General features: G+C 64.2%; 23 protein-coding genes. 13 read left to right on the forward strand and 10 right to left on the reverse strand.

Annotation, left to right across the window (positions count from 1 at the left end):
- Window positions 1-151 precede the first annotated feature (151 nt).
- Window positions 152-2,659, forward strand: a complete 2,508-nt coding sequence (locus AB5K84_RS17520) for a patatin-like phospholipase family protein (protein ID WP_210268981.1) — start codon at window positions 152-154, stop codon at window positions 2,657-2,659.
- A gap of 21 nt (window positions 2,660-2,680) precedes the next feature.
- On the opposite strand, the gene AB5K84_RS17525 is transcribed toward AB5K84_RS17520, so the two are convergent.
- The 4 genes from AB5K84_RS17525 to mddA all read right to left on the reverse strand — a co-directional run bounded on the left by AB5K84_RS17525 (window position 2,681) and on the right by mddA (window position 6,474).
- The gene (locus tag AB5K84_RS17525; protein WP_011088488.1) at window positions 2,681-3,601 is read right to left on the reverse strand and encodes a hypothetical protein; all 921 of its coding nucleotides are present in this window, start codon (window positions 3,599-3,601) and stop codon (window positions 2,681-2,683) included.
- A gap of 334 nt (window positions 3,602-3,935) precedes the next feature.
- A complete protein-coding gene (locus tag AB5K84_RS17530; protein ID WP_110116543.1) occupies window positions 3,936-4,688 on the reverse strand; it encodes a PaaI family thioesterase in 753 nt (250 codons plus the stop codon).
- Window positions 4,689-4,720: 32 nt separating this feature from the next.
- Window positions 4,721-5,698: an NADPH:quinone oxidoreductase family protein gene (locus AB5K84_RS17535; protein ID WP_110116542.1), complete on the reverse strand. Its 978-nt coding sequence runs from the start codon at window positions 5,696-5,698 to the stop codon at window positions 4,721-4,723.
- A complete protein-coding gene (mddA, locus tag AB5K84_RS17540) occupies window positions 5,695-6,474 on the reverse strand; it encodes a methanethiol S-methyltransferase (RefSeq protein ID WP_110116541.1) in 780 nt (259 codons plus the stop codon). The genes AB5K84_RS17535 and mddA overlap by 4 nt, the downstream gene beginning before the upstream one ends.
- 139 nt (window positions 6,475-6,613) lie before the next feature.
- Here mddA and AB5K84_RS17545 point away from each other — a divergent pair, with 139 nt between their 5' ends.
- Window positions 6,614-8,155 carry an alpha/beta hydrolase gene (locus tag AB5K84_RS17545; protein WP_110116540.1) on the forward strand — a complete coding sequence of 514 codons (1,542 nt, stop codon included), beginning with the start codon at window positions 6,614-6,616 and terminating at the stop codon, window positions 8,153-8,155.
- A 107-nt stretch (window positions 8,156-8,262) separates the two neighbouring features.
- Here AB5K84_RS17545 and AB5K84_RS17550 read toward each other — a convergent pair whose 3' ends face one another.
- On the reverse strand, window positions 8,263-8,910 hold the full coding sequence (locus AB5K84_RS17550; RefSeq protein WP_028173358.1) for a TetR/AcrR family transcriptional regulator: 648 nt from the start codon (window positions 8,908-8,910) through the stop codon (window positions 8,263-8,265).
- Between the two features lie 247 nt (window positions 8,911-9,157).
- Here AB5K84_RS17550 and AB5K84_RS17555 point away from each other — a divergent pair, with 247 nt between their 5' ends.
- From AB5K84_RS17555 to AB5K84_RS17565, 3 genes are read left to right on the forward strand one after another with little or no spacing between them, the layout of a single operon-like run.
- Window positions 9,158-9,700 carry an OsmC family protein gene (locus AB5K84_RS17555; protein ID WP_011088482.1) on the forward strand — a complete coding sequence of 181 codons (543 nt, stop codon included), beginning with the start codon at window positions 9,158-9,160 and terminating at the stop codon, window positions 9,698-9,700.
- Between the two features lie 35 nt (window positions 9,701-9,735).
- Window positions 9,736-10,869, forward strand: a complete 1,134-nt coding sequence (locus tag AB5K84_RS17560) for an acyl-CoA dehydrogenase family protein (protein WP_162603630.1) — start codon at window positions 9,736-9,738, stop codon at window positions 10,867-10,869.
- Window positions 10,870-10,917: 48 nt separating this feature from the next.
- A complete protein-coding gene (locus AB5K84_RS17565; RefSeq protein WP_110116538.1) occupies window positions 10,918-11,796 on the forward strand; it encodes a sulfurtransferase in 879 nt (292 codons plus the stop codon).
- A 6-nt stretch (window positions 11,797-11,802) separates the two neighbouring features.
- Here the strand turns inward: AB5K84_RS17565 and AB5K84_RS17570 are convergent, their stop codons facing one another.
- Window positions 11,803-13,731, reverse strand: coding sequence for a sigma 54-interacting transcriptional regulator (locus AB5K84_RS17570; RefSeq protein ID WP_162603629.1), 1,929 nt, complete (start codon window positions 13,729-13,731; stop codon window positions 11,803-11,805).
- Between the two features lie 159 nt (window positions 13,732-13,890).
- Between AB5K84_RS17570 and AB5K84_RS17575 the strand changes: the two genes are divergently transcribed.
- From AB5K84_RS17575 to cynS, 4 genes are all read left to right on the forward strand, one after another.
- Window positions 13,891-15,270, forward strand: coding sequence for a CmpA/NrtA family ABC transporter substrate-binding protein (locus tag AB5K84_RS17575; protein ID WP_110116536.1), 1,380 nt, complete (start codon window positions 13,891-13,893; stop codon window positions 15,268-15,270).
- Window positions 15,271-15,433: 163 nt separating this feature from the next.
- Entirely contained in the window at window positions 15,434-16,273 is an 840-nt protein-coding gene (gene ntrB / locus AB5K84_RS17580) for a nitrate ABC transporter permease (protein ID WP_028173363.1), read from the forward strand.
- Window positions 16,274-16,279: 6 nt separating this feature from the next.
- A complete protein-coding gene (locus AB5K84_RS17585; protein ID WP_011088476.1) occupies window positions 16,280-17,203 on the forward strand; it encodes an ABC transporter ATP-binding protein in 924 nt (307 codons plus the stop codon).
- Window positions 17,204-17,218: 15 nt separating this feature from the next.
- Window positions 17,219-17,707 (forward strand): cyanase, encoded by a 489-nt coding sequence (gene cynS, locus AB5K84_RS17590; RefSeq protein ID WP_011088475.1) that lies wholly within the window; start codon window positions 17,219-17,221, stop codon window positions 17,705-17,707.
- A gap of 116 nt (window positions 17,708-17,823) precedes the next feature.
- Here the strand turns inward: cynS and AB5K84_RS17595 are convergent, their stop codons facing one another.
- The gene (locus tag AB5K84_RS17595) at window positions 17,824-18,147 is read right to left on the reverse strand and encodes a DUF1476 domain-containing protein (RefSeq protein ID WP_060908152.1); all 324 of its coding nucleotides are present in this window, start codon (window positions 18,145-18,147) and stop codon (window positions 17,824-17,826) included.
- A gap of 309 nt (window positions 18,148-18,456) precedes the next feature.
- Here AB5K84_RS17595 and purC point away from each other — a divergent pair, with 309 nt between their 5' ends.
- Window positions 18,457-19,224, forward strand: coding sequence for a phosphoribosylaminoimidazolesuccinocarboxamide synthase (purC, locus tag AB5K84_RS17600; protein ID WP_008974302.1), 768 nt, complete (start codon window positions 18,457-18,459; stop codon window positions 19,222-19,224).
- A 13-nt stretch (window positions 19,225-19,237) separates the two neighbouring features.
- Window positions 19,238-19,477 carry a phosphoribosylformylglycinamidine synthase subunit PurS gene (gene purS / locus AB5K84_RS17605; protein WP_110116534.1) on the forward strand — a complete coding sequence of 80 codons (240 nt, stop codon included), beginning with the start codon at window positions 19,238-19,240 and terminating at the stop codon, window positions 19,475-19,477.
- Window positions 19,478-19,628: 151 nt separating this feature from the next.
- Here the strand turns inward: purS and AB5K84_RS17610 are convergent, their stop codons facing one another.
- The gene (locus AB5K84_RS17610) at window positions 19,629-20,645 is read right to left on the reverse strand and encodes a magnesium and cobalt transport protein CorA (protein ID WP_028173365.1); all 1,017 of its coding nucleotides are present in this window, start codon (window positions 20,643-20,645) and stop codon (window positions 19,629-19,631) included.
- A gap of 167 nt (window positions 20,646-20,812) precedes the next feature.
- Here AB5K84_RS17610 and purQ point away from each other — a divergent pair, with 167 nt between their 5' ends.
- Together purQ and AB5K84_RS17620 are read left to right on the forward strand one after the other, a co-directional pair.
- Window positions 20,813-21,514, forward strand: a complete 702-nt coding sequence (gene purQ, locus AB5K84_RS17615) for a phosphoribosylformylglycinamidine synthase subunit PurQ (RefSeq protein ID WP_097532155.1) — start codon at window positions 20,813-20,815, stop codon at window positions 21,512-21,514.
- Window positions 21,511-22,485: a tripartite tricarboxylate transporter substrate binding protein BugD gene (locus AB5K84_RS17620; protein ID WP_060908148.1), complete on the forward strand. Its 975-nt coding sequence runs from the start codon at window positions 21,511-21,513 to the stop codon at window positions 22,483-22,485. Before purQ ends, AB5K84_RS17620 begins: the two co-directional genes overlap by 4 nt.
- 9 nt (window positions 22,486-22,494) lie before the next feature.
- Here AB5K84_RS17620 and AB5K84_RS17625 read toward each other — a convergent pair whose 3' ends face one another.
- Together AB5K84_RS17625 and AB5K84_RS17630 are read right to left on the reverse strand one after the other, a co-directional pair.
- Entirely contained in the window at window positions 22,495-23,460 is a 966-nt protein-coding gene (locus tag AB5K84_RS17625) for a DMT family transporter (RefSeq protein WP_110116533.1), read from the reverse strand.
- Between the two features lie 75 nt (window positions 23,461-23,535).
- On the reverse strand, window positions 23,536-24,015 hold the full coding sequence (locus AB5K84_RS17630) for a PaaI family thioesterase (protein WP_028173369.1): 480 nt from the start codon (window positions 24,013-24,015) through the stop codon (window positions 23,536-23,538).
- Window positions 24,016-24,098 lie beyond the last annotated feature (83 nt).

Below are 24,098 nucleotides of genomic sequence, written 5' to 3' on the forward strand. Positions count from 1 at the left end.
ACTTATCCACCACGGCCCATGCCTCAGCGGGCTGAACTGTTCCGAAATCCAGCTTTTGCCTTTCCGTCCACGGACAAGCGGCTAAGATTGTCGGGCTTGTTCACCTCATTCGCTGGTTGTGGGGGCGCTTGTGTTTTTTCGAAAAAGGAGCTTGACGCAGGCGGGGGCCACAGCGATCGCGCGGCAGCACGAAGCCGCCGTTTTGCAGGATGAACGCGCTGCTGTGGCCGTGGGCCGGAAGAGAGCTGTAACCGGCCCCTGGATTGGGCTCGCGCTGTCAGGGGGAGGCATTCGCTCGGCGACGTTCTGTCTCGGTGCATTGCAAAGATTTGCCAACAGCGGCTTGCTCAAGCATTTCGACTACATATCGAGCGTGTCCGGCGGCGGATATGCCGCGTCGGCGGTGCAGTGGAAATGGCATGACGATCCCGACACCGACGCGGGCGCAAACTTTCCCTATGGCAGCGAGCAAACGCAATCTCTTGCGAGTGAAAATGAGAGCCTGAAGTATTTGCGCTGGCACGCCAGCTTTCTCGCGCCAGGCGGCGGCATCTCGATCTGGTCGGGAATCGCGGTTCTGCTTCGCACGTTTCTGATCAGCGTTTTCTTCTGGCTGCCACTGGCGATCGCGTTCATGCTGGTCGTATTCGTGGCCACCGGCTTTCACGCCTTCTACGAATCGTACGGGACCATGGGAGAGCTAACCGTCCCAAAACTGGAAGCCATGACCCTGTCGTTGCCATGGATCGGCATCTGCGTTTCGGCGTTTGCCGGTGTCTTCATTTTCGCCATTGTGTTGCTTCTGGCGATTGCGCTGATCGGGACGATATTCCTTGCGATCATCTCGATCCTCATTCCTCCCGAGACCACGGAAAACCGCGGTGACCGCATCGCCCGGGCCGGGCGTTGTGCCGCCGTCGGCATCGCCGGGCTGCTGGTCTCCTACTTCACGTTCGGTCACTTCGGAGCACGTTTCGATCTGGCTACTGTCGATCCCGTCACTTCGGCGCTGTTGATTGCGACCGCCGGATTCGGTCTGTTCGGCGCGTGCGCGATTATTGTCGGCATTCTGCAGCTTTCAGGGATACTGGAGTTCGGCGTCAACTATGCGGTGCGGCGCAAATACGAGTTGGCCGCGACGGTGTGGTTTCCCACCCTGATCGCGTGCCTCACGTTCGGATCTCTTCCCTTTGTGTTCGAGGCAATCGCGGATTCCACCAAGAGCTATCCAACCGGGGGAAAGGCGCTGATCGGAATCTTCACCGTCGCCAGCGGATTTCTTTCCGGTCTTTATGGTCACTTCGTGCAGGCGCAGCGGCTCGCGCCCTCTCTTGCCACCCGCGTCGCGGCCACTTTGGCGGCCGGTGCCTTTCTCTATCTCATACTCGTGATCGCTTATGCTGGAGCGAGATTTCTAATCCAGCCGCAACATCTCACCGCAGACCAGGCACAATATTGCCGCGAGTTTTTCGCTGCGCTCCTGGTGTTTTCAGTTGCCTTTGGATGGTGGAGCAACGTCAACTACCTCGGTCTGCATCGCTTCTATCGCGACCGCCTGATGGAAGCCTTCATGCCGACGATTGAGCAAAAGGCGGCGGATGCGCCAAATTATAGCGATGCGGACCGGTTGCCGTTGGCGGCGATATGGCCACCCAAACAGACCAGTCCGCTTCCTTATCCACTGATCAACACCAACGTCATTCTGGTCAACGACCTCGATCAGACGGTTGCGCTTCGCGGCGGAGCCAGTTTTCTGTTGAGCCCGTGTTATGTCGGGAGTTTTACAACGGGATGGCTTTCGACATCGGACCACGGCAAGCGGCATGGTCCAATGACGCTCGCCTCTGCCATGGCAGCCTCGGGCGCCGCTGCCAACGCGAATGCCGGTTTTATCGGGACCGGCATCACGCGTGATCGGTTGATCTCGACCGTCATGATGCTCTTCAATCTCCGCCTCGGCCTTTGGATTGGCGCTCCCGGCGCATCTCGGGGAACGCCGAACTATTTCTCGCCGGGCCTCAAGTACGGGGTGTTTCGGTCCGGCTATCAGCGCGACAGCGATTTTCTCGAGCTGAGCGACGGAGGGCACTTCGACAATCTGGGAGCCTACGAGCTCATCCGGAGGCGCTGCGATGTGGTGATCGTGCTCGACTCGGAGGAGGACCCGTCAACGGCAATGTCGGCCCTCGCCTCGGTATGTCAGCGAGTGCGCGAAGATTTTGGTGTCATCATCAAGATCGAGGCAGAGGCAGATAGCATCGCGCCCGCAGGGGACATGGGCTATCCGGCCGGCGCGAAGTTCGCGAAGAAATCCTACTTCGTGGCCTCGATCGATTATCCTGCCGAGCACCGTGCCGGGATTGCGGACCAAGCGAAGACCGGAACATTCGTTTATCTGAAATCGGGAATGATCAAGCAGCTCAGCTTTTCCACCAAAGGGTACAAGGCCAAATATCCTGATTTCCCGAATCAATCCACTGTCGATCAGTTTTTCGACTCGGCCCAGTTCGAGGCATATCGAGACCTGGGCTGGTCCAGCGTTGAAATGATGGCAAGTGCATTTGGGTTGGATGCCGCTGCCACAGCAGACGACTTCGTTCGGCGGTTGACGGGGGCCCCGCCTTTTGCTGCTCCGGCTCCGAGCGCGCCCGCTGGTTGATGAGTCGCGCAGCCGGCGCTTCTAAGGCTCCCCTCCGGTTGTCGGACCTAGCCGGATTTCCTTCACTCTGCCGAAGTCGAACCCAACCTGTTTCCTGCGATCGAGATCGTTAACTCGGATCACCTGCGCGGTGCCTCGTGGGCTGATCCGGAAGGGTACGCAAGCGATGCCGGCAACTGTCTGATAGGGCTTGATCTCAACCCGACGCTCCCGCAAATTTTCTCTGTTGGCAGAAGCTGGAGGAACAATCAGGGACGCGACCCACCGAAAGCCCCCCGAGGCCGCTTGCGAAGCCGCGCCGCTGATGCCGTGGTCGACGATATCTGTCACAAACGAAAATTGTGAGCGGTTACTTCGCGCTTCGTAGCTTCCATCGTAACGCTTTTTGTCATCCGTTCGCCTGCATTTCTGGTCACGAGAAGCATAGTCCGTTGCGTCGTAGCCAGTATGGAAGTGTTGCAAAGTAGTGAGGCCAGTGTCGCTCCCGTCCGGGCGCTCCAGGATCTCGCCGCGATCGTAACCCAGGTCGTGATAGGCCTCGTATGCGAGCGTTGAAACGCTGTTCAAATATGAACGCTGGCTTCCACAATTCGAGCCGACGCCGGATCGTCGCAACAAGACGCGGCCATAGTCCGGCCGGTCGGAGGTCAGTTGCGGTCCAAGCCTCGCCGTCTTTATCACGATCGCACCGGCCCGGTCATCGCCGGCCGTCTTGACGACGAAATAGAGAGTTGTCCACTTTCGCTGGGGGGCCTCGAACTCACTCGCGGAAATGACTGGGGTCATCGTTCGACCGTCGAATGCGTACAGCGTGTCATCTTCAAGCGCGGCGGATGCCATGGGACAGACGTAGGTTGGGTTCGCCGGCGCCGAACTGTCGCACAGTAGGAAAAATCCGAACAGGCTGGTCGAAAACAGCAGAGAGGCTGGGGCAAGACGCATCAGGCACTCCTATCGCATAAGCACTATATTTTTGCAGGCGGCGCATTTCGAAACTGCAGCCGCGAGCGCACCAAAGTGATTTTCGAAGCAATCGCACCGCGCGGCGGAAGCCGCCGTCCGAGCCCGGACGGCCGGCAGAGTAACACAGGTTGCGGCAGTTAAAAATGCCCGATTGAGGTGTGAACAGCCTCGGAAGAGCCGCTTACACCCGCCACGGGCCGTTCGGCGTGGTTTGGTCGCATTGCGCTTGGTTGGCCGAAGTCAGCTCATCGCCGCGGCGCTCTTGCACTTGAAAAGGTATGGGGCGGGGGCTTCTGCCGTCGCCCGCCGAGCATCATCCGCACCCCAGCTGCACCTCGCGCTCCACCGCAATCCATGTTGCCCGCGCCACGGCCAGCAACCTCCCGGTTTCATCATGCACTGCGGCCTCGGCCGTGCGCTTGCGGCCATCGCGGCCGGTCGGCCAGGCCGTGATGACGCAGCGGTCGCCGGGGCGCGGCCGGGCCTCGATCCGCGCCGACATCCGTCCCAGCAGGAGCGGGGCCTGGTCGAAGCTGTCGCTCTCCTGATTGTAGTTGCAGGCATAGCCGGTGGGACAATCGAGCGCCGACCAGAGAAATTCGCTCGCGACAAGGCCATCCTCGGCGGCCAGATTCGGATCCGGTATCCAGCTCGCCGCGAGAACGGCATTTCGCGCATCACGCCCGAGCGGTCCGGCGAAAATGCGAAGGCCGTCTCCTTTCACCCGTGCGGGTCCGCACACGAAGCATGTCGGCAACGGGTGCTCGTGCGGCTTGACCGGCGTCCGCAGCTTGGCGGCGCGGGCCTCCTCGAAGCTGGCTTTCTCCAGCCGCGCCAGTTCGACATTTGTCGGCCGCCCGGTCGCGACGAGCTTGGCGCCATCGCGGAGCTCCCATGTGCCGTCGTCGGTCGCGACCGCATCGAGCGGCCTGTCCAGCGGCGGCGGTGCGCGCAGCGTCACCTCCGCAGCGCCGGGAATGTGCCGTGCCAGCCGGCCGCAGACATAGCCGCCGTTGCCGGAGTTCGGCGGACCGCAATAGCGCTTGTCGATGATGATCCAGGTCATCAGTCTTGTTCTCTCTTCCTCGTCGGCACACTCTACCTGATCTTGAGGACAATTCGTCCCTGAACCGTGCGATTGGCCACGGCGCGCATGGCGTCCCCGGCCTCCTCCAAAGGGAGGACACGGTCGATATGCGGGCGGATTCGTCCGTCGGCCAGCAATTGCATCAGCGTGACGTTCATGCGCGCGGCCTCCGCGGAAAACCTCTCCGCCCAGGCGCCGACGAAGACGCCGATGATGGAATAGTTTTTCAGGAGCGGCAGGTTCATCGGGACCTGTGGAATCTCGCCGCTGGCGAAGCCGATCGGCAGCAGCCGTCCGCCCCATTTCATCAGCCGCGCCATCTGCTCGAAGACCGCGCCGCCGATATTGTCGAAGCCGACGTCGATGCCTTGTCCCGATGTGATCGACTTGATCCGGTCGCGCAGGTCTTCGCCGCGATAGTTGACGATTTCGCTGGCGCCGTAACCGCGCACCAGGGCGGCCTTGTCATCGGAGCCGACACCGGCGACGACGCGTAGGCCGAAATGGCGGCCGAGGTCCACGGCGGCTAGTCCAACGCCGCCGGCAGCGCCGGTGATGAACACGGTTTCGCCGGCTTGCGCCCGTGCGCGCTCGACCAGCGCATAATAGGCCGTGCCGTAATTGTGCAGCACCGTCGCTGCCGCTTCGAACGCGACGCCATCGGGCAGACGCACGCTCTTCGATTCCTTCGCGGTCATCCGTTCGGCGTAGCCGCCGGTCCAGCTGCTGCACGCCACCCGATCGCCCGGGGCGAATGCCGTGACCTTGTCGCCGACCGCGACGACGATGCCGGATGCTTCCGTGCCGGGCACGAAGGGGGTCGGCGGCCGCATCTGGTAAAGGCCCGAGACCATTAACTGGTCCATGAAGCTCACGGACGCCGCGTGGACGTCGATGAGAATCTCGTCGCCGGCGGGCCTCGGCTCGTCGATCTCGCTGAGGCGCAAGTCCGCAGGGCCGGTGAACGAGCTGCACAGAACCGCTTTCATCGGGGTGCTCCAACGGGACGAGGCGATTTCCGATCGTCCGTCCGGCGGCGGGCGAAAAGGCGCGGCACCAGCATGGGAACGCGGCGGCGATAGTCCTGGTAGGTCGCGCCGAACTCGGCGATCAGATCCCGCTCCTCGAACTGCAACGCGACCAGGATGTAGGCCGTGTTCGCGAGCGCGAACAGCAAGTGGCCGGCGGTCATCGCGGGCGTCGCCCAGAACGCGAGCAGGAAGCCGAGCATGAGCGGATGCCGCACGATCTTGTAGAGCAGCGGCGTCCTGAAGGATTGACCTGATATCTCGGTCCCGCGGAACGCGACGAAAGCCTGACGCAGACCGAACAGATCGAAATGGTCGATCATGTGGGTCGAGGCAAACGCGATCAGCCAGCCGAGCCAATGCACGCCGATCAGCAACCAGGCCGCTATTCCGCTCGTTTGCCAGACCGGCGTCGGGATCGGACGCCACTGCCAGAACAGCAGCAGGAGGATCAGGCTGGAGAGCAGCACGTAGGTGCTGCGCTGGCAGGCCAGGGGAAGGAATTTGGCCCACCATCGTTTGAAGGCCGGGCGCGCCATGACGCTGTGCTGGATAGCAAACAGGCTCATCAGCAGCAGGTTGACGAGGATGGCCTCGCCCAAGTTCGTGGGGCTGCCGACGTCAATCGACTTCGGCACGACATAATTGCCGACGAAACCGAGGGCGTAGAGAAATGAGACCGTGAATACGGCATAGCTCACGATGGCGTAGAGCAGGATTGCGAGGCGCGCGAACATGTTTTTTCCTATTGTGCGGACGGCGGCAGTGCCGCATGCAGGAGCCTCAATCGCTCACCGGCGAGCGGGCTCGATCTGACCCGACTGATATCGCTGGACCGTCCCCTGAGCGTCCCCCGGCCGGGGAGGGAGGATTTCCATGACGGCCTTCTCGCTGAGAACATTTGGCTTCCCCGAGGTCCATGCCGACGACCGCCCGATCAAGCTGGCCTTACGCAAGGGTCTTGCGCTGCTGGTCTATGTCGCGGAGGCCAAGGGTGCTGTGGCGCGGGACGTCGTGGCCACGCTGTTGTGGCCCGAGAGCCCCGGCGAGACCGGACGTGCGCGATTGCGGCGGCTGCTTCACCGCATCGAGCAGACGCTCGGCCAGCCGGTTTTCGAGACTGATCGCGCCAGCGTGCGATGGTCACCCGCGATCGCGCTGAAAGTCGATACGCATCTGTTCGAGAGCGCCTGCGACCGCGGCGACTTTGAGCAGGCCTGCCGGATCTACCGGAGTGACTTCCTCGCCGGCTTCGCGCTGGACGACTGTCCCGAATTCGACGATTGGGCGTTCTTCCGCCGGGAGGCGCTGCGGGGGCGGCTCATGAACGCGCTGGAGCGGCTGGTGCAGGACAAGAACGCCGCGGGCGAGCATTTTGCCGCCACAGTGCACGCGGGACGCCTGGTCGAGCTCGATCCGCTCAGCGAAGTCTATGGCCGCCATCTGATCCGCAGCTTGCTGCTGGCCAGCGACCGAAGCGCGGCCGAGCGGCACCACGCGGCACTGACGCAGCGGCTGCGCGGCGAGCTCGGGGTTGCGCCGGAAGCCGAGACCGAGGCGCTGATGAGTCCCGCGGCGGCAGCGCTTGCCGTTCCGACGACACGCTATGTGAAGGGCGCCGGCGTGCATCTGGCGTATCAGACCTATGGCAGCGGCCCGCTCGATATCCTGGTCATGCCCGGCTTCGTGTCGCATGTGGAGCGCGCCTGGGAGCATCCCGCGAGCCGGACGTTTCTGGCGTCGTTGATGAAGCTCGGGCGGCTGATCGTGTTCGATCGTCGCGGCATCGGGCTGTCCGACCGGGTCGGATCGGCCCCTGGCATCGACGTCACCGCGGAGGATATCGGCACTGTCCTGCGCGCGGCGAATGCGCGCCGCGTCGTGCTGTTCGGCGCATCCGAGTGCGGGCCGGCCTGCATCAAATTTGCGGTCGATGAGCCGCGCCTCGTGGCCGGGCTCATCCTGTTCGGCGCCCTGGCCAAGGGCTGCTGGTCGCAGGACTATCCGCATGCGCTGCGCGCCAGCCAGTATGACGCCTGGCGCCAGCAGCTCGTCGCGCAATGGGGCGGTCCGGTCGGGATCGAAACTTTTGCGCCGAGCCTGGCTCGTGATGCCCAGGCGCGCGCCTGGTGGGCGGGGCTGCTGCGCGCGGCCTCGAGTCCCGGCGGCATCTCCGCGGTGCTGGAGGCGTTTCGCGACGCCGACGTGCGGCATCTCCTGGCGCAGATCGCCGTGCCGACGCTCGTGTTGCACCGGCGGGGCGACCGGGCGGTGCGGATCGCGGCCGGCCGCGACATCGCGAGCCGGATCAGCGGCGCGGAGTTCGTCGAGCTCGACGGCAACGATCACTGGTTCTTTGCCGGCGATCAGCAGCCGGTGCTGGCGGCGATCCGGGGATTTATGAAACGGACATTGTAGGGTGGGCAAAGCGAAGCGTGCCCACCATCTCGATCAACAAGGTCGAGAAGATCTGGTGGGCGCAGCGCTTTGCGCCTTTTGCGCACCCTACGGGATCATGGCGAGGCTTACACCGCCTCTAACTGATCCGCGGCGCGCTTCTTCTTCGTTCTGGACTGGCCGAGCAGGGGGCCGGCCGTGAGCGCGGCCGTATCCGCCACGCCCGGGTCGCGCGAGATCATCGCTGCGACGATCGCGCCGTCGATGATGAGGCCGAGCTGGTGCGCGAGCACTGCCGGCTCGCTCGAGCCGAGCTCGCCGGCGAGCTTCTCGATGTGGCCGAGCACGATCTTCTTGTGCTTCAGCGCGATGTTGCGGAATTGTTTTGCGTCCTTGTCGTGCTCGCCGACGGCGTTGATGAAGGGGCAGCCGTAGAAGCGTTCCTCGGCGAACCAGCTCTTCAGCGCGGGGAAGATGCGCGTGAGTTTTGCCTGCGCGTCGCCGCCGCCTTGCTCCATGGCGCCGATGAACCATTCGCGCCACTGCTTGCCTTCGCTCTCCAGCACCGCGTTGACGAGGTTGGTCTTGGAGCCGAACAATTTATAGAGCGTGGTCTTGGCCGTGCCGGCTTCCTCGATGATCGCGTCGATGCCGGTGGCGTTGATGCCGTTCTTGCAGAACAGATGCGTCGCGGCGCTCAAGAGGCGCCCGCGCGCGGATTCGTCTTCGCCGGCACCGGCGTGGGGCGAGTTCTTCTTCGATGACGTCTTTGCCATGAGTCCAAACTTACCCGCAGCGACGCCGCATCAGCAAGCCGCATCTGTTCCGCGCTGAAAAGATTCGCAAAGCGCAACCCATCTGCATCGCCTTTGGGCATGGGGCGGCTGATCAATCCGCAGGCAGCGCCGGCTAAGCGGCTCCAATGCTTCGCCTTTTGTTTTTGGCCGCCTCTGGCACGCTCCATGCAAGGAAACAGACCGTTCGGTATCCTGCCGATTTCCTCGGCTGCCAGGGAGAAAACTGATGACTGCCGTCGTTCAAAAGACCGTGCTGACGGGTTGCCTCGCGCCCATCGACAAGAATGGCCTCGAGCAACTGATCGCGAGCGGCAAGGCCAATCCGAAGGTCGTCAAGACCTTGAAATGCAAGACGGTCGCGGAAGGAAAATTCCGCCACGCCAACTACATCCGCAATCTGCAGCCCTACATCGTCGACGAGCCGCCGGGCCTTCTGGGTGACGATACCGCGCCCAATCCGTCGGAAGCCTCGCTCGCCGCGCTCGGCTCCTGCCTTGCGGTCGGCCTGCACGCCAACGCCGTGCATCGCGGCTGGATCGTCAACAAGCTCGAGCTCGAGCTCGAGGGCGACCTCAACATCACGGCCGTGTGGGGCACCGGCGATGTCTCCGACAAGCCCGTTGGCTTCACCGACGTGCGCGTCAAGGTCGACATGGAGTGCGAGGGCATCTCGCAGGACGAGATCAACGCGCTGGTCGCCCATGTGAAGAAATGGTCGCCTGTCGCCAACACCTTCACCCGTCCGGTCAATCTCGAGGTCGGCATCTAGGCTGACGGCAACAGGACAAGGTGCGGGAGGCGATCATGGGTTCACTGGCTTTATCGCGGGTCGACGTTTTGGATCAACCCGCACCGTCCATTGCAGGCGAGGTGGCGCGGATCGCGCGCGAGCAGCTCGCGCCGCTCGCCGCCGGTATCGACGACGGCTCGGTCTATCCGGCCGAGGTGCTGCGCGAATTCGGCGCGGTCGGCGCGTGGGGCAGTCATATGCCGCACGAAGGTCCCGCGGATTTGCGCTGCGCCATCCAGGCGATGGCGGCGATCGGCGAGGTCTGCGGCGCTACGGCGTTCATGGCCTGGTGCCAGAACACGCTGGTCTGGTACGCCGCCAACTCGACCAATATGAAGCTCGCGAGGCGCTTCGGCGATGCCTTCTCGACCGGCCGGGTGCTCGGCGGCACCGGGCTCTCCAATCCGATGAAGAGCTTCTTCGGCATCGAGAAGCTCAAGCTGAAAGGGCGGAAGGTCGAGGGCGGCTACATCGTCCGCGGCGCGCTGCCCTGGGTCTCCAATCTCGGCCCCGATCATTATTTCGGCACCATCTTCCAGTGCGAGGACGATCAGGGCATCGCAAGTGGCGAGCCCGGGACTGTGATGTTTCTGGCCGATTGCTCGGACCCTGCGATCACACTCACGCCATGCAAGCCGTTCCTCGCCATGGACGGCACCGGCACCTACGGCGTGCAGTTCCGCGACGCGTTCGTGCCGGACGAACTGATCCTCGCCGATCCCGCCGCGCCCTTCGTCAAGAAGATCCGCGCCGGCTTCATCCTGCTCCAGGCCGGCATGGCGCTCGGCCTCATCCGGGACTGCATCAACATCATGGACGAGGTCGGCGGTCCCCTCGGGCACATCAACCGCTATTTGCCGCAGCAGCCGGTGCATTTCGGTGACCTCGCCGCCGAGCTCGAGGCCGAGACCATGGCGCTGGCGCGCGATCCCTACAACGAGGAGGAGACCTATTGGCGCAAGGTGATCGCGCTCCGCCTGCGCGCCGGCGAAGCCAGCGTCGCGGCGGCGCATGCGGCGATGCTGCATTGTGGCGCGCGCGGTTACCTCAAAAGCCACCGCGCGCAGCGCCGCCTGCGCGAGGCCTATTTCGTCGCGATCGTCACGCCCGCCACCAAGCAGTTGCGCAAGATGCTTGCCGATTCCTGATCTTTGCGAGTCCACCCGAAGACCCCCAACCTCAACGGAGAGGCTGCCATGACTGACGTTCTGATCACTGCCGTCGAACTCGCCGATCTCTTGAAGCTAGAGCCGTGTGTCGTCATCGACACCCGCAACCCCGATGCCTATGCCGCAGGCCACCTGCCGGGCGCCGTCAACGTGCATGAGATTTTCACGTTCCTCGCGACCTCGACGCCTGAGGGCATGACTGAACTGAAGACGAAATTCGCCGACGCGTTCGGCGCCGCCGGTCTCTCCGGCAAGGAGACGGCCGTGATCTATGAGCAGTCGATGAACTCGGGCTTCGGCCAGTCCTGCCGCGGCTATTACCTGCTCACCATGCTCGGCTATCCCAAGGTGAAGGTGCTGCATGGCGGCTTCGATGCGTGGTCGGCCGCGGGCTTCCCGGTGACGAAGGACGTGCCGACGCCGGCGAAGGCGTCGTTCGCGATCGTGCCTGAGGCGGGCGAGATCCTGATCGATGCGAAGACGATGCTTGGCGCCGTCGGCAAGCCCGGCATCGCCATCCTCGACGTGCGCGATGTCGACGAGTGGATCGGCGACAGCTCGTCTCCTTATGGAAAGGATTTCTGCCCGCGCAAGGGCCGCATCCCCGGCGCGGTGTGGCTGGAATGGTATCGTATGATGAAGCCGACCGCCGAAGGCCCGCGCTTCAAGTCCAAGGACGAGATCCTGGCGGAATGCGCCACCGTCGGCATCTCGACGACCACGCCGGTCTATCTCTACTGCTTCAAGGGGGCGCGGGCCTCGAACACGTTCCTGGCGCTGAAGAACGCCGGCGTGAAGGACGTGCGGATGTATTTCGGCTCCTGGAACGAATGGTCGCGCGATCCGTCGCTGCCGATCGAGCAGGGGCTGCCGATCGCATCCGAGGTCACGATCAAGGCGGCGTGAGCGTCGCTAACCGAAGGCCCGCGGACGGGGCGCGATCCCGAGCGCCTTGATCCGCGAGGCCAGCGTGGTCGGCTTGATATCAAGCATCTCCGCCGCGCCGCCGGGGCCGAAGACTTTTCCGGCGCAGGCCTCGAGCGCGGCGAGAATATTGGCGCGCTCGTGGTCGCGCATCTCCGCTGACGTCATCACCGCGGGCCGCGCGTCGGCCTTCTGGCGCGCGGTGCCGGTCGGAGCTGGCGCGCCGGATGGATCCGGCAGGTCGATGCGCAGGCGGCCGTTCTGCGACAGGATCGCGGCGCGCTCGATCACGTTCTGCAATTCGCGGACATTGCCGGGCCAGTCGTAGCGCGTGAGCCGCCGCGCATCGCCTTCCGACAGGCGCAAATTCGATTTCAGCGCCTTGCCCTCGCGCGTCAGAAAATGCTGGGCGAGCAGGGGAATGTCCTCGCGCCGCTCGCGCAAGGGCACCGTCTCGATCGGAAACACGTTGAGGCGGAAATAGAGGTCCTCGCGAAAACGTCCGCGCTGGACCTCCTGCTTGAGGTCGCGGTTGGTCGCGGCGATGACGCGGACGTCGACCGCGCGGGTGCGCTCCTGGCCGACGCGCTCGAAATTGCCTTCCTGCAACACGCGCAGCAGCTTGCCTTGCAATTCGAGCGGGATCTCGCCGACCTCGTCGAGGAACAGCGTGCCGCCGTCGGCGAGCTCGAACCGGCCGATGCGGTCGCGCGTCGCGCCGGTGAAGGCGCCGCGGACATGGCCGAAGAACTCGCTCTCGAACAATTCGCGCGGGATCGCGGCGCAGTTGACGCGGATCAGCGGCCGGTCGCTGCGGGTGGAATCCTCGTGGATGGCGCGGGCGATCAACTCCTTGCCGGTGCCGGACTCGCCGGTGATCATCACCGCCGCGGTGGTCGGCGCCACCAGCTTGACCTGGCGCAGCGTCTTCTGGATCGCCTCGCTCTGGCCGATGATGCCGCGCGGGTTGGTCTCGATGCGGATTTCTTCCTGGAGATAGGCGTTCTCGAGCTCGAGCCGCTCACGCAGGCGGTCGACCTCGGTGAGCGCGGCGTGCAGCTTCTCGTCGGCCTCGCGGCGCTGGCTGACGTCGCGAAACACCACGACGGCGCCGACCACGACGCCGCGGTCGCGGATCGGGGTGGAGGTGTATTCGACCCAGGCCGGCGAGCCGTCCTTGCGCCAAAACACCTCGCCGTCGACCTGATGCACGGCGCCGTCGCGGAACGCCGCGTAGATCGGACAGTCATGGTTGTGATAGTGCCGGCCATCGTGATGGGTGTGGTGCACGATCGGGTGGATCTCCTTGCCGACCAGCTCCTCGGCGGTCCAGCCCAGCATGCGTTCGGCCGCGGGATTGACGAAGGTGGTCTTGCCTTCCGCGTTCACGCCATAGATGCCCTCGCCAGCGGCGCGCAGGATCAGCTGGTTCTCGCGCTCGATGTCCTGGAACACCCGCTCGACCCGCTGCCAGGTCGAGATGCCGCTGCGCATGTGGTCTTCGGCGGCGGCATCGACATTGCGGCGCCGGCGCGCGTCGAGATCGGTCAGGGTGAGCTGCACCAGCGTGCGGCCGTCATGGGGCAGCACGCAGCCGGCATATTCCAGTCGGAGATTTTGTCCGGTGGCATGGCGAGGGGTGAGCGCCGTGGTCCAGTAGGCGCCCTTGTGCAGCACGGCCTGGGTGAACACGGTCAGGGCCGGAAGTTCGCCGGCGTGGAGGGTGCTCGCCCTGGTCTGCCGCAGCAGCGCGCGGTCGTAGCCGAGCAGGGCGCAGGCGGCCGGATTGGCATCGATGATCTGGTCGGCATAGGGGTCGACCAGCAGCGTGGCCTCGACCGAGGACTCGAACGCGGCGACGCGCGGATCGATCGCCTCGGCGGTATCATCGGAAACGAGCATTGGCGTCGTTGCCATCACGAAATCTCGTAATTGAACTACGAATTATCGTGTATCACGAATTCTCGTAGCAGCAAAGCGTGACCAAAAGTGCTGCGTCATCAAGGCACTGGACGGCCGAAAGGTGGTGGCATGCTCCTTGCGTAATTGCTCCTGCAATGACGCGCAGGAGGTCCGATGTCCACGTTCGACAATCCGTTTGATCCCGATCGCAACCTTCGAGCCGGCTGTGCCTGTGGCCAGCATCAATCCGCGGCGGAGCACGAGCAGGCCACGGCGATGCGCTGCGCGCAGATCGAGAGCGAGGAGAAGCGCTACGAGGGCGTCGTCGCCTCCGCCGTGATGCGCGCGATGTTTCCGCAGGATGTGGCGCGGCGCGCCTTCCTGAAATCGGTCGGTGCGTCCACGGCACTGGCGGCGCTGTCGCAGTTCTTCCCGCTTCAGACCGCGACCGAGGTCTTCGCGCAGGCCGGCACGCCGGAGAAGAAGGACCTCAAGGTCGGCTTCATTCCGATCACCTGCGCCACGCCGATCATCATGGCGGCGCCGATGGGCTTCTATGCCAAGCACGGCCTCAACGTCGAAGTGGTCAAGACCGCCGGCTGGGCCGTGATCCGCGACAAGACCATCAACAAGGAATACGACGCCGCGCACATGCTGGCGCCGATGCCGATCGCGATCTCGCTGGGGCTTGGCGCCAATGCGATTCCATTTGCTGTCCCCGCGATCGAGAACATCAACGGGCAGGGCATCGTGCTGGCGACCAAGCACAAGGACAAGCGCGATCCGAAGGACTGGAAGGGCCTCAAGTTCGCGATCCCCTTCGACTACTCCATGCACAATTATCTGCTGCGCTACTATCTCGCCGAGCACGGGCTCGACCCCGATACCGACGTGCAGCTGCGCTCGGTGCCGCCGCCGGAGATGGTCGCGAACCTCCGCGCCGACAACATCGACGGCTTCCTCGCGCCCGACAACATTTGCCAGCGCGCGATCTATGACGGCGTCGGCTTCATGCACCTGCTCTCGAAGGAGATCTGGGACGGCCATCCCTGCTGCAGCTTTGCCGCCAGCCGCGAATTCATCGCCACGGCGCCGAACAGCTTTGCCGCGCTGACGCGCGCCATCGTCGATGCCACCGCCTATGCGTCGAAGGCGGAGAACCGCAAGCAGATCGCGGAGGCTATCGCGCCCGCCAACTACATCAACGCGCCGGTCACGGTGCTGGAGCAGGTCCTGACCGGCACCTATGCCGACGGCCTCGGCGGCGTGAAGACCGACGCCAAGCGCGTCGATTTCGATCCGTTCCCCTGGCAGTCGTTTGCGGTGTGGATGCTGACGCAGATGAAGCGCTGGGGCCAGATCAAGGGCGACGTCGACTACAAGGCGGTGGCCGAGCAGGTGTATCTGGCGACGGATACCAAGAAGCTGATGACCGAGATGGGCCTGTCGCCGCCGGCAACCGCCTACAAGTCGTTCGCGGTGATGGGCAAGACTTTCGATCCGGCAAAGCCCGAGGATTACCTCGCGAGCTTCAAGATCAGGAAGGCGTCGTGATGAGGGGCGCTCTCTCGTCGTCCCGGCGAAGGCCGGGACCCATAACCCCAGGGAGAAGTTTGGCGAAGACTAGTCGTTCGGTACTTCTACCGGACGCGATCGATAGATTCCGCGGTATGGGTCCCGGCCTTCGCCGGGACGACGCGTGGAGAGGTCTTGCGCGATGAGCACCAACCTCCGCCTCCGCGCCGGCCTCGTCTCGATCGTGCTGCTGGCCGCGTTCCTCGGCATCTGGCATCTCGCCACGCGCTCGACCGCGCCGGTCGCGACGATGAGTCCGGAATATGCCAAGCTGATGGGCCTGACTGCGACGCAGGGCAAATCCGCCATGCCCGGGCCGCTCGATGTCGGCGCCAAGCTGTGGGAGCACCTAAAGCGGCCGTTCTACGACAACGGGCCCAACGACAAGGGGCTCGGCATCCAGCTTGCCTATTCGATCGCGCGGGTCGGCACCGGTTATCTGCTCGCCGTGCTCGTCGCCATTCCACTCGGCTTTTTGATCGGCATGTCGCCGTTGCTGAGCAAGGCGCTCGACCCCTTCATCCAGGTCTTGAAGCCGATCTCGCCGCTCGCCTGGATGCCGCTGGCGCTCTACACCATCAAGGATTCCTCGATCTCGGCGATCTTCGTGATCTTCATCTGCTCGATCTGGCCGATGCTGCTCAATACCGTGTTTGGCGTTGCCAGCGTGCGCAAGGAATGGATCAACGTCGCGCGCACGCTCGAGGTCGGCACCATCAGGCGCGCCTTCACGGTGATCCTGCCCGCAGCGGCGCCGACGATCCTGACCGGCATGCGCATCTCCATCGGCATCGCCTGGCTCGTGATCGTCGCGGCCGAAATGCTCGTCGGCGGCACCGGCATCGGCTATTTCGTCTGGAACGAGTGGAACAACCTCTCGATCACCAACGTCATCATCGCGATCCTCTTGATCGGGATTGTCGGCATGCTGCTCGACCAGATCCTCGCGCGCTTCACGCGCATGGTCACGTTTCCGGAGTAGGGGCCGATGACCGACAAATTCATCTCCATCGAAGGCATCGCAAAACGCTATCCGGGTGCGGGCGGTGCCACGACCACCGTGTTCGAGAATCTCTGGCTGTCGATGCCGCGGGGCGAGTTCTGCTGCGTGATCGGCCATTCCGGCTGCGGCAAGACCACCGTGCTCAACATTCTCGCCGGCCTCGATGCGCCGAGCGAGGGTGCGGTTATCGTGGACGGGCAGGCGATCTCGGGCACCAGCCTCGACCGCGCCGTGATCTTCCAGAGCCACGCGCTGCTGCCCTGGCGCACCGTGCTCGGCAACGTCGCCTATGCCGTGAGCTCGAAATGGCGGAGCTGGGATCGGGCGAAGGTCAAGGCGCATGCGCAAACCTTCATCGATCTCGTGGGCCTGACGGGTTCGGAGCACAAGCGTCCCTCGGAACTCTCCGGCGGCATGAAGCAGCGCGTCGGTATTGCCCGTGCGCTCTCGATCACGCCGAAAATGATGCTGATGGACGAGCCGTTCTCGGCGCTGGACGCGCTGACGCGCGGCACGCTTCAGGACGAGGTGCGGCGCATCTGTCTGGAGACCGGGCAGACCGCGTTCATGATCACCCACGACGTGGACGAGGCGATCTATCTCGCCGACAAGATCTTCCTGATGACCAACGGGCCCGGCGCGGTGCTGGCCGAGGTCGTTGAAAATCCGCTGCCGAAGGATCGCGGCCGCACCGATCTGCATCGCCATCCTCTGTACTATGCGCTGCGCAACCACATCATCGATTTCCTGGTGACGCGCAGCAAGACATTCGCGGCCGAGAAGCCCGATCACGATCCGCGCAACGTGCCCGTGGTGCATATCGGCAAGCCCGGACTGACGGTCGCAACTGGCGGCGAAGAGCAACGACAGACTTGGACACCCGGGACCAGTCCCGGACTCACTGCCTAAAAAGGAGATCCTGACATGAAACGCGAAGACCTCACCGAGAAGCTGCTCGACATCAAGCGCGAGAAGGGCTGGAGCTGGAAATACATTTGCGAGCAGATCGGCGGCTATGCGGAGGTGCTGATCGTCGGCGCGATCCTCGGCCAGATGAAACTGACGAAACCCCAGGCCGCCAACGCCGGCGAGCTGTTCGGCCTGTCGAAGGCCGAGACCGCGATGCTCAACGAGGTGCCGATGCGCGGCACTGGCACGCCGATGCCGCCGACCGATCCCTTGATCTACCGCTTCTACGAGATGGTGATGGTGAACGGCCCGGCCTGGAAGGCGCTGATCGAGGAGGAATTCGGCGACGGCATCATGTCGGCGATCGACTTCGACATGGGGATCGAGCGCGTCGCCAACCCCAAGGGCGACCGCGTCAAGATCACCATGAGCGGCAAGTTCCTGCCGTACAAATATTACGGCGCCAGCGGCAACGTGCCGGAGTACGGCTTCAAGGAGGGGTGACCTCCCGCTCCGTCATGCCGGGACGATGCGAAGCATCGGACCCGGAATCTCGAGATTCCGGGTTCGGTCCTCACGGACCGCCCCGGAATGACTGCGAGTGTGGGACGCGCGCGGCGCTACTTCCCCGCCTTCACCTCGGCCGCGGCCACAGCGAGCAACTCGCTCATCTTGGCGCGAATCGCCTGCTCGGTGACGACGACGCTCTTGGTGGCGAAATCGGCCATGAGCTTGCGCAGGACGTCGGCGTCGCCAGCTTCCTCGAAATCGGCCGCGACCACCTCCTTGGCGTAGGCCGTGGCGGCTTCCCCTGATATGCCGAGCTTTTCCGCGGCCCACAGCCCGAGCAGCCGGTTGCGGCGGGCCTCCGCCTTGAACTTCTGCTCCTCGTCGAGGGCAAACTTCTTCTCAAAGCCTTCCTCGCGCTTGTTGATCTCGCTCATGCCTTTTCCAATTCCCTGCTGACTGGACCCGGCGGCCCTCGTTGCGAGAGCCCCGGCGCATGCCTAGATAAGGAGCACGAATCGGCAAAACAACGAGCCGTTAAGCCGCAGGCAAAACGGTATAAGTTGGTGCCGGACGGCCGGATCGATTGTGCTCGGACAGCCAATCGGATAGGTTGCCTAAAGGCTTGGTTCCCGTTCTGTTTCTACGGGTTCCCGGCCGTTCACGGCAGCTCCGCTGTGGGTCGTAATCCTAGTCAACCGGAGCACACCAAATTCATGGATTTCAACAAAACACGGTACATCCCAATGAGCCGTCGGCGTCGCATTTATGAAGGCAAGGCAAAGGTTCTTTACGAAGGCCCGGAGCCCGGTACCCTGATCCAGCACTTCAAGGATGACGCCACCGCGTTCAATGCGAAAAAGCATCAGGTGATCGAGGGCAAGGGTGTCCTCAACAACCGGATCTCGGAGTACCTGTTTCAGCACCTCAACGACATCGGGGTGCCGACCCACTTCATCCGCCGCCTCAACATGCGCGAACAGTTGATTCGCGAGGTCGAGATCGTGCCGCTGGAAGTGGTGGTGCGGAACGTTGCCGCCGGCTCGCTGTCGCAGCGCCTCGGCATCGAGGAGGGCACGCAGCTGCCCCGTTCGATCATCGAATTCTACTACAAGAACGACCAGCTCAACGACCCCATGGTGTCGGAAGAGCACATCACCGCCTTCGGCTGGGCGACGCCCCAGGAGATCGACGACATCATGGCGCTCGCCATCCGCGTCAACGACTTCCTCACCGGCCTCTTCCTCGGCATCGGCATCCGCCTCGTCGACTTCAAGATGGAGTGCGGGCGGCTGTTCGAGAACGAGATGATGCGGATCATCGTCGCCGACGAGATCTCGCCGGATTCCTGCCGCCTGTGGGACATCAAGTCGAACGAGAAGCTCGACAAGGATCGTTTCCGCCGGGATCTCGGCGGGCTGCTGGAGGCCTATACCGAAGTTGCAAAGCGCCTCGGCATCCTCATGGAGAACGAGCGTCCGGCGGGCTCCGGCCCGGTGCTGGTGAAGAGCTAAAGGGGTTTTCGACGTGAAGGCACGTGTCACCGTTACCTTGAAAAGGGGCATCCTCGATCCGCAAGGCAAGGCCATCGAAGGCGCGCTGAAGTCGCTCGGCGTCGATGGCGTCGCCAGCGTCCGCCAGGGCAAGGTGTTCGACATCGAGCTCGCCGGCGCCGACAAGGCCAAGGCGGAGGCGGCGCTGAAGGAGGCCGCCGACAAGCTGCTGGCGAATACCGTGATCGAGAACTATCGGGTGGAGATCGTTTAGCCTGGTTGCAAACCCCATGGTGAGGGGGCGCGCAAGCGCCGTCTCGAACCATGCAGGCCCGGCTCTCGCACCTTGGCCTTCATCCTTCGAGATGCGCGCAGGGGGCGCGCTCCTCAGGATGAGGAGCTACATTGGTCGTGTACGTTCGCGCTCACAGCCACCCGACGCGGCGGAAGCGCCAGTACAACCCGAGGCAGGCGAGCGCCATCAATCCCAGCACGATGAAGTAGCCGTATTCCAGCTGCAGCTCCGGGATGTACTTGAAGTTCATCCCGTAGATGCCGGCGACTGCGGTCGGGACGGCCAGGATCGCGAGCCACGAGGCGAGCTTCTTGGAGACCGCCGTCTCCTGCGCCTGGCCCACCAGCAGGCTCGCTTCGAAGGCGAAGGCCAGCACCTCGCGCATGGAATCGATGCGCTCCTGGATGTTCCTGACGTGGTCGGTGACGTCGCGGAACAGCGGTTGCATTGTCGCGCGCACCATCGCCAACTCGTCATGCTCCAGCCGGCGGCAGACCTCCACCAGCGGGCCGATCGCATTCCTGAGCCGCAGCAGGTCGCGGCGCAGCATGTAGAGCCGCTCGATCTGCGCCTTGCTGATCGGCTTGGAGAGCACGTCGTCCTCGATGCCCTCGACCTCGTCGTGGATGCTCTCGAGCACCGGCGAGTAGTTGTCGACGATGAAATCGAGGATGGCGTAGAGGATGTAGTCCTCGCCGCGCGCGAGCGCCCGCGGGCAGCTTTCGCAGCGCTCGCGTACCGGCGTGTAGGAGGTCGAGGCGCCATGGCGCACCGAGACCAGATAGCCTTCGCCGACGAAAATGTGCGTCTCGCCGAAGGCGATCCGGCCCTCGATCAGCTGCGCCGTCCGCGCCACGATGAACAGGGCCTCGCCGTATTGCTCGATCTTGGGCCGCTGGTGGGCGTGGGCGGCGTCCTCGATCGCGAGATCGTGCAGGTCGAACTGCTTCTGCACGGCGCCGAGCAGGGCCGTGTCCGGCTCGTGCAGCCCGATCCAGACCACGTGGCCGGGCTTGGCCCGCCAGCTCGAGGCCTCGCTGATGGCGATGTTGGCGACGCGCCGGCCGTCGACATAGGCACCCGCGGCGACGACGCCCTCGGTGGACACCGGCTGGGAGGAGGATGCAGGCAGCGACGGGACGTTCATGGCTGCAATCCCGGGCAAAATCGTCAGGCAAAAGCGCCGTGGCTATGGCCTGTGTACAAGGCCGTCCGGCGAGGCTAGCACTGGTAAAATCCCCGTCAAATGGCTATGTCTCTGCACGAATTGGCCCTTTGGCCAGCCCGATTCCCGTCACCGTCGGAACCCCTGCCATGAAAGCCGCCATCCTCGTCTTTCCCGGAATCAACCGCGAGCGCGACATGGCGCGCGCGCTGAGGCTGATCTCCGGCAGCGAGCCCGCGATGGTCTGGCACGCCGAGACGTCGCTGCCTGCGGGCACCGATCTCGTGGTCGTGCCCGGCGGCTTCTCCTATGGCGATTACCTGCGCTGTGGCGCAATCGCCGCGCGTGCGCCGGTGATGGATGCTGTGCGCGACTATGCGGCGAAGGGCGGCCTCGTGCTCGGCGTCTGCAACGGCTTTCAGATCCTCTGCGAGTCCGGCCTGCTGCCCGGCGTCTTGATGCGCAATGCGCGGCTGAAATTCATCTGCCGCGACGTGCATCTGCGCGTCGAGCGTTCCGACACGCCGTTCACCCGTGGCTACAATGCCGGCCAGGTGATCCGCGTGCCCGTCGCCCATGGCGAGGGCAATTACGAGGCGGACGAAGAGACCATCAAGCGGCTCGAAGGCGAGGGGCGGGTGCTCTACCGCTATTGCTCGGCCGAGGGCGTGGTCGACGAGGCCGCCAACATCAACGGCGCGGCGCATTCGATCGCCGGCATCGTCAACGACAAGGGCAATGTGCTCGGCATGATGCCGCATCCGGAAAACCACGTCGAAGACATCATGGGCTGCACTGACGGCCGCGGCCTGTTCGCCGGCCTCGCCCAGCATCTGGAAAAGGCCGCGTGATTTCACCCGTGTTGAAGCGGCTGTCGGTCGCTGCCGCCGTCGCTGCGTTCGCTACGGCCGCGTTCGCCCAGGATTTCCCCAAGCGTCCGATCACCATGATCGTGCCGTTCGCGGCCGGCGGCACCTCGGACGTGATCGCGCGCACCGTCGCCGAGCAAATGAGCGTCGCGCTCGGCCAGACCATCGTGATCGAGAACGTTGCGGGTGCCGGCGGTTCGACCGCGCTGGCGCGCGCCTCACGCGCCGAGCCCGACGGCTACACGATTGCGATCGGCAATGCCGGCACCAATGCCGCGACCTACACGATCTATCCGAAGCTGCCGTTCACGCCGGACTCCTTCGTGCCGATCGCGATGGTGGCGAAGACGTTCGGCATCATCGCGCTGCGCAAGGATTTTCCGGCGAAGGATCTCAAGGAGTTCATCGCCTACGCCAAGGCCAATCCGGCCAAGATCAATCTCGGCCATGCCGGCGTCGGCTCCTCGAACTATTTGATCTGCAAGAGCTTCGTCACCGCCGCCGGGATCGACGCGACGCTGGTCGGCTATCGCGGCGCAGCCCCTGCGCTGACCGATGCGATCGGCAGCCAGATCGACGGCGTCTGCGACGCGGCGGCCTCGGTCTCGCAGTCGATCAACGAGAAGCTGGTGAGGGGACTCGTGGTCGGCTCGACCGTACGGCTCGCGACGTTGCCGGACCTGCCGACGTCGTCTGAAGCCGGGCTGCCGGAGTTCGAGGCGCAGGGCTGGAACGGCCTGTTCGCGCCCAAGGGCACGCCGCCGGCCGTTATCGCCAGGCTGAATGCGGCGGCGCGCACCGCGGTCGAGACCGATGCGGTGAAGAAGCGCTTTGCCGACCTGTCGACCGTCGCGCCCGACGACAACGAGCATACGCCGGAGCTGCTTCAGCAACTGGTGACGCGCGACGTCGAGAAATACCGGAAGATGCTGGCGGACGACGCCAAGCAATAGCGCCTCGCGCTAGCGCAGCTTCAGCCGCTCCGCCGGCACCGTCATCGCGGCGACGCCGGCCATGACCAGCAGCAGGCCCAGCGCCAGGTTCGAGGGCACGCTTTCGCCGAGCAGCAGCACGGAAAGGCCGACGCCGATCGGGATGCGCAAATAGCCTTGCGCGTTCGTGGTAAGCGTGCCGAGCCGGCCGAGGCAGACGTAGAACAGCATCAACCCCAACGCGCTGGAGACGATGCCCATGACGATGGTGGCGACGATCGCCTGAAACGTCGGGTGCAGCGTCCAGGGCTGGTCGATGATCAGCGAGGGCGGGAGCAGGATGAGGCCGCCGAACAGCAGCGAGCCGGCCGCCACCACCATCGGGTCGTAGTCGGATAGCCGGAGGCCGAAGATCGTCGCGCAGGCAAAGGAGATGGTGGCGAGCAGGATCGCGATCTCCGCGACGATCTCGCGGCCGAAGCCGCCGAGCGCATCGAGGCCGACGATGGCGACGGTGCCGGCGAGGCCGAGGATCGCGCCCGCGAGCTTCAACAGCGTGGCCGGCTCGTGCCGCGTGATCAGCGAGGTGATCAGGAAGGCGAAGATCGGCGTGGTCGAGGCCAGCACCACCGTGTTGGACGCCGGCACATATTGCTGCGACCAGGTGATGACCAGGAACGGGAAGGTCGAGTTGATCAGCTGCTGGGTTGCGAACAGCTTCCAGGCCTTCGCGTCGGTCGGGATCCTGACGCCGCGCATCCACAGGATCGCGAACAGGAAGGCGGCCGCGATCAGTGAACGCGCCGAGATGAAGGTGATGGGCGGAATGGTGTCCAGCGCGAGCTTGGCCAGCGGATAGGTGGAGCTCCAGCAGCAGGCGAGCGCGAAGAGCAGCGCATAGTCGCGCCAGCTGCGCGCCCCTTTGGCTGGCATGGATGGCAATGGCGATGCTGCGGAGGCCGCTGCGCGACCCCTCGGCGATGTGCTCTGCGGCACCTTGTTCTGGCTCCCCGGCGCAACAGCGCTTGGCCCAAGTCTGGGCGAGGGCGCGCCAAAAGGGAAGGCGTCGAGCTATGCGTTTGGCTGAGGGAGCGACTTCCGCTTGGCCCGCTTGATCGTCCCGGAAAAGGTGAACAGAAGGCGCTCGCCGGAGGCCATCTGACCGCGCAGGAAGATCAGCGAACCACCGGCGCGGGTGACCTCGCCGGTGCACTCGATCAGCTCGCCCTCATGCCCGGCATCCAGGAACTCGCAGGCGAAATTGACCGTCACGCCGCGGCCGTTCAGCGCGTTCCGGCCGATCGCGAACAGGCAGTAGTCGGCGAAGGCCATGAAGCAGCCGCCATGGACGTTGCCGGAGCCGTTCAGGTGCTTCTTTTCGACCCGGAAGGCGCAGCGGACGCTGCCGTCCGCTTCCAGGCGGTGCCAGAAGGGGCCGATATGGTTCTCAAAGCTGTCCCTGATCCAGGTCTGCCAGCCCTTGAACTCACCCTCGGTCGCGACATGCAGCTCGGGGCGGGGCGGAGCAGCCGTTTTGGTCAATTCGTGCAAGGAAATGGGCCTTCAATTGCGGGTCTTCAGCCCTTAAATCCGATCCGTCCGCGCCGTGCAATTCCCGTTCCCGCACCCCTCGG

Origin of the sequence: Bradyrhizobium sp. 1200_D9_N1_1, from assembly GCF_052075915.1 — a bacterium.
GTDB lineage: Bacteria > Pseudomonadota > Alphaproteobacteria > Rhizobiales > Xanthobacteraceae > Bradyrhizobium > Bradyrhizobium diazoefficiens.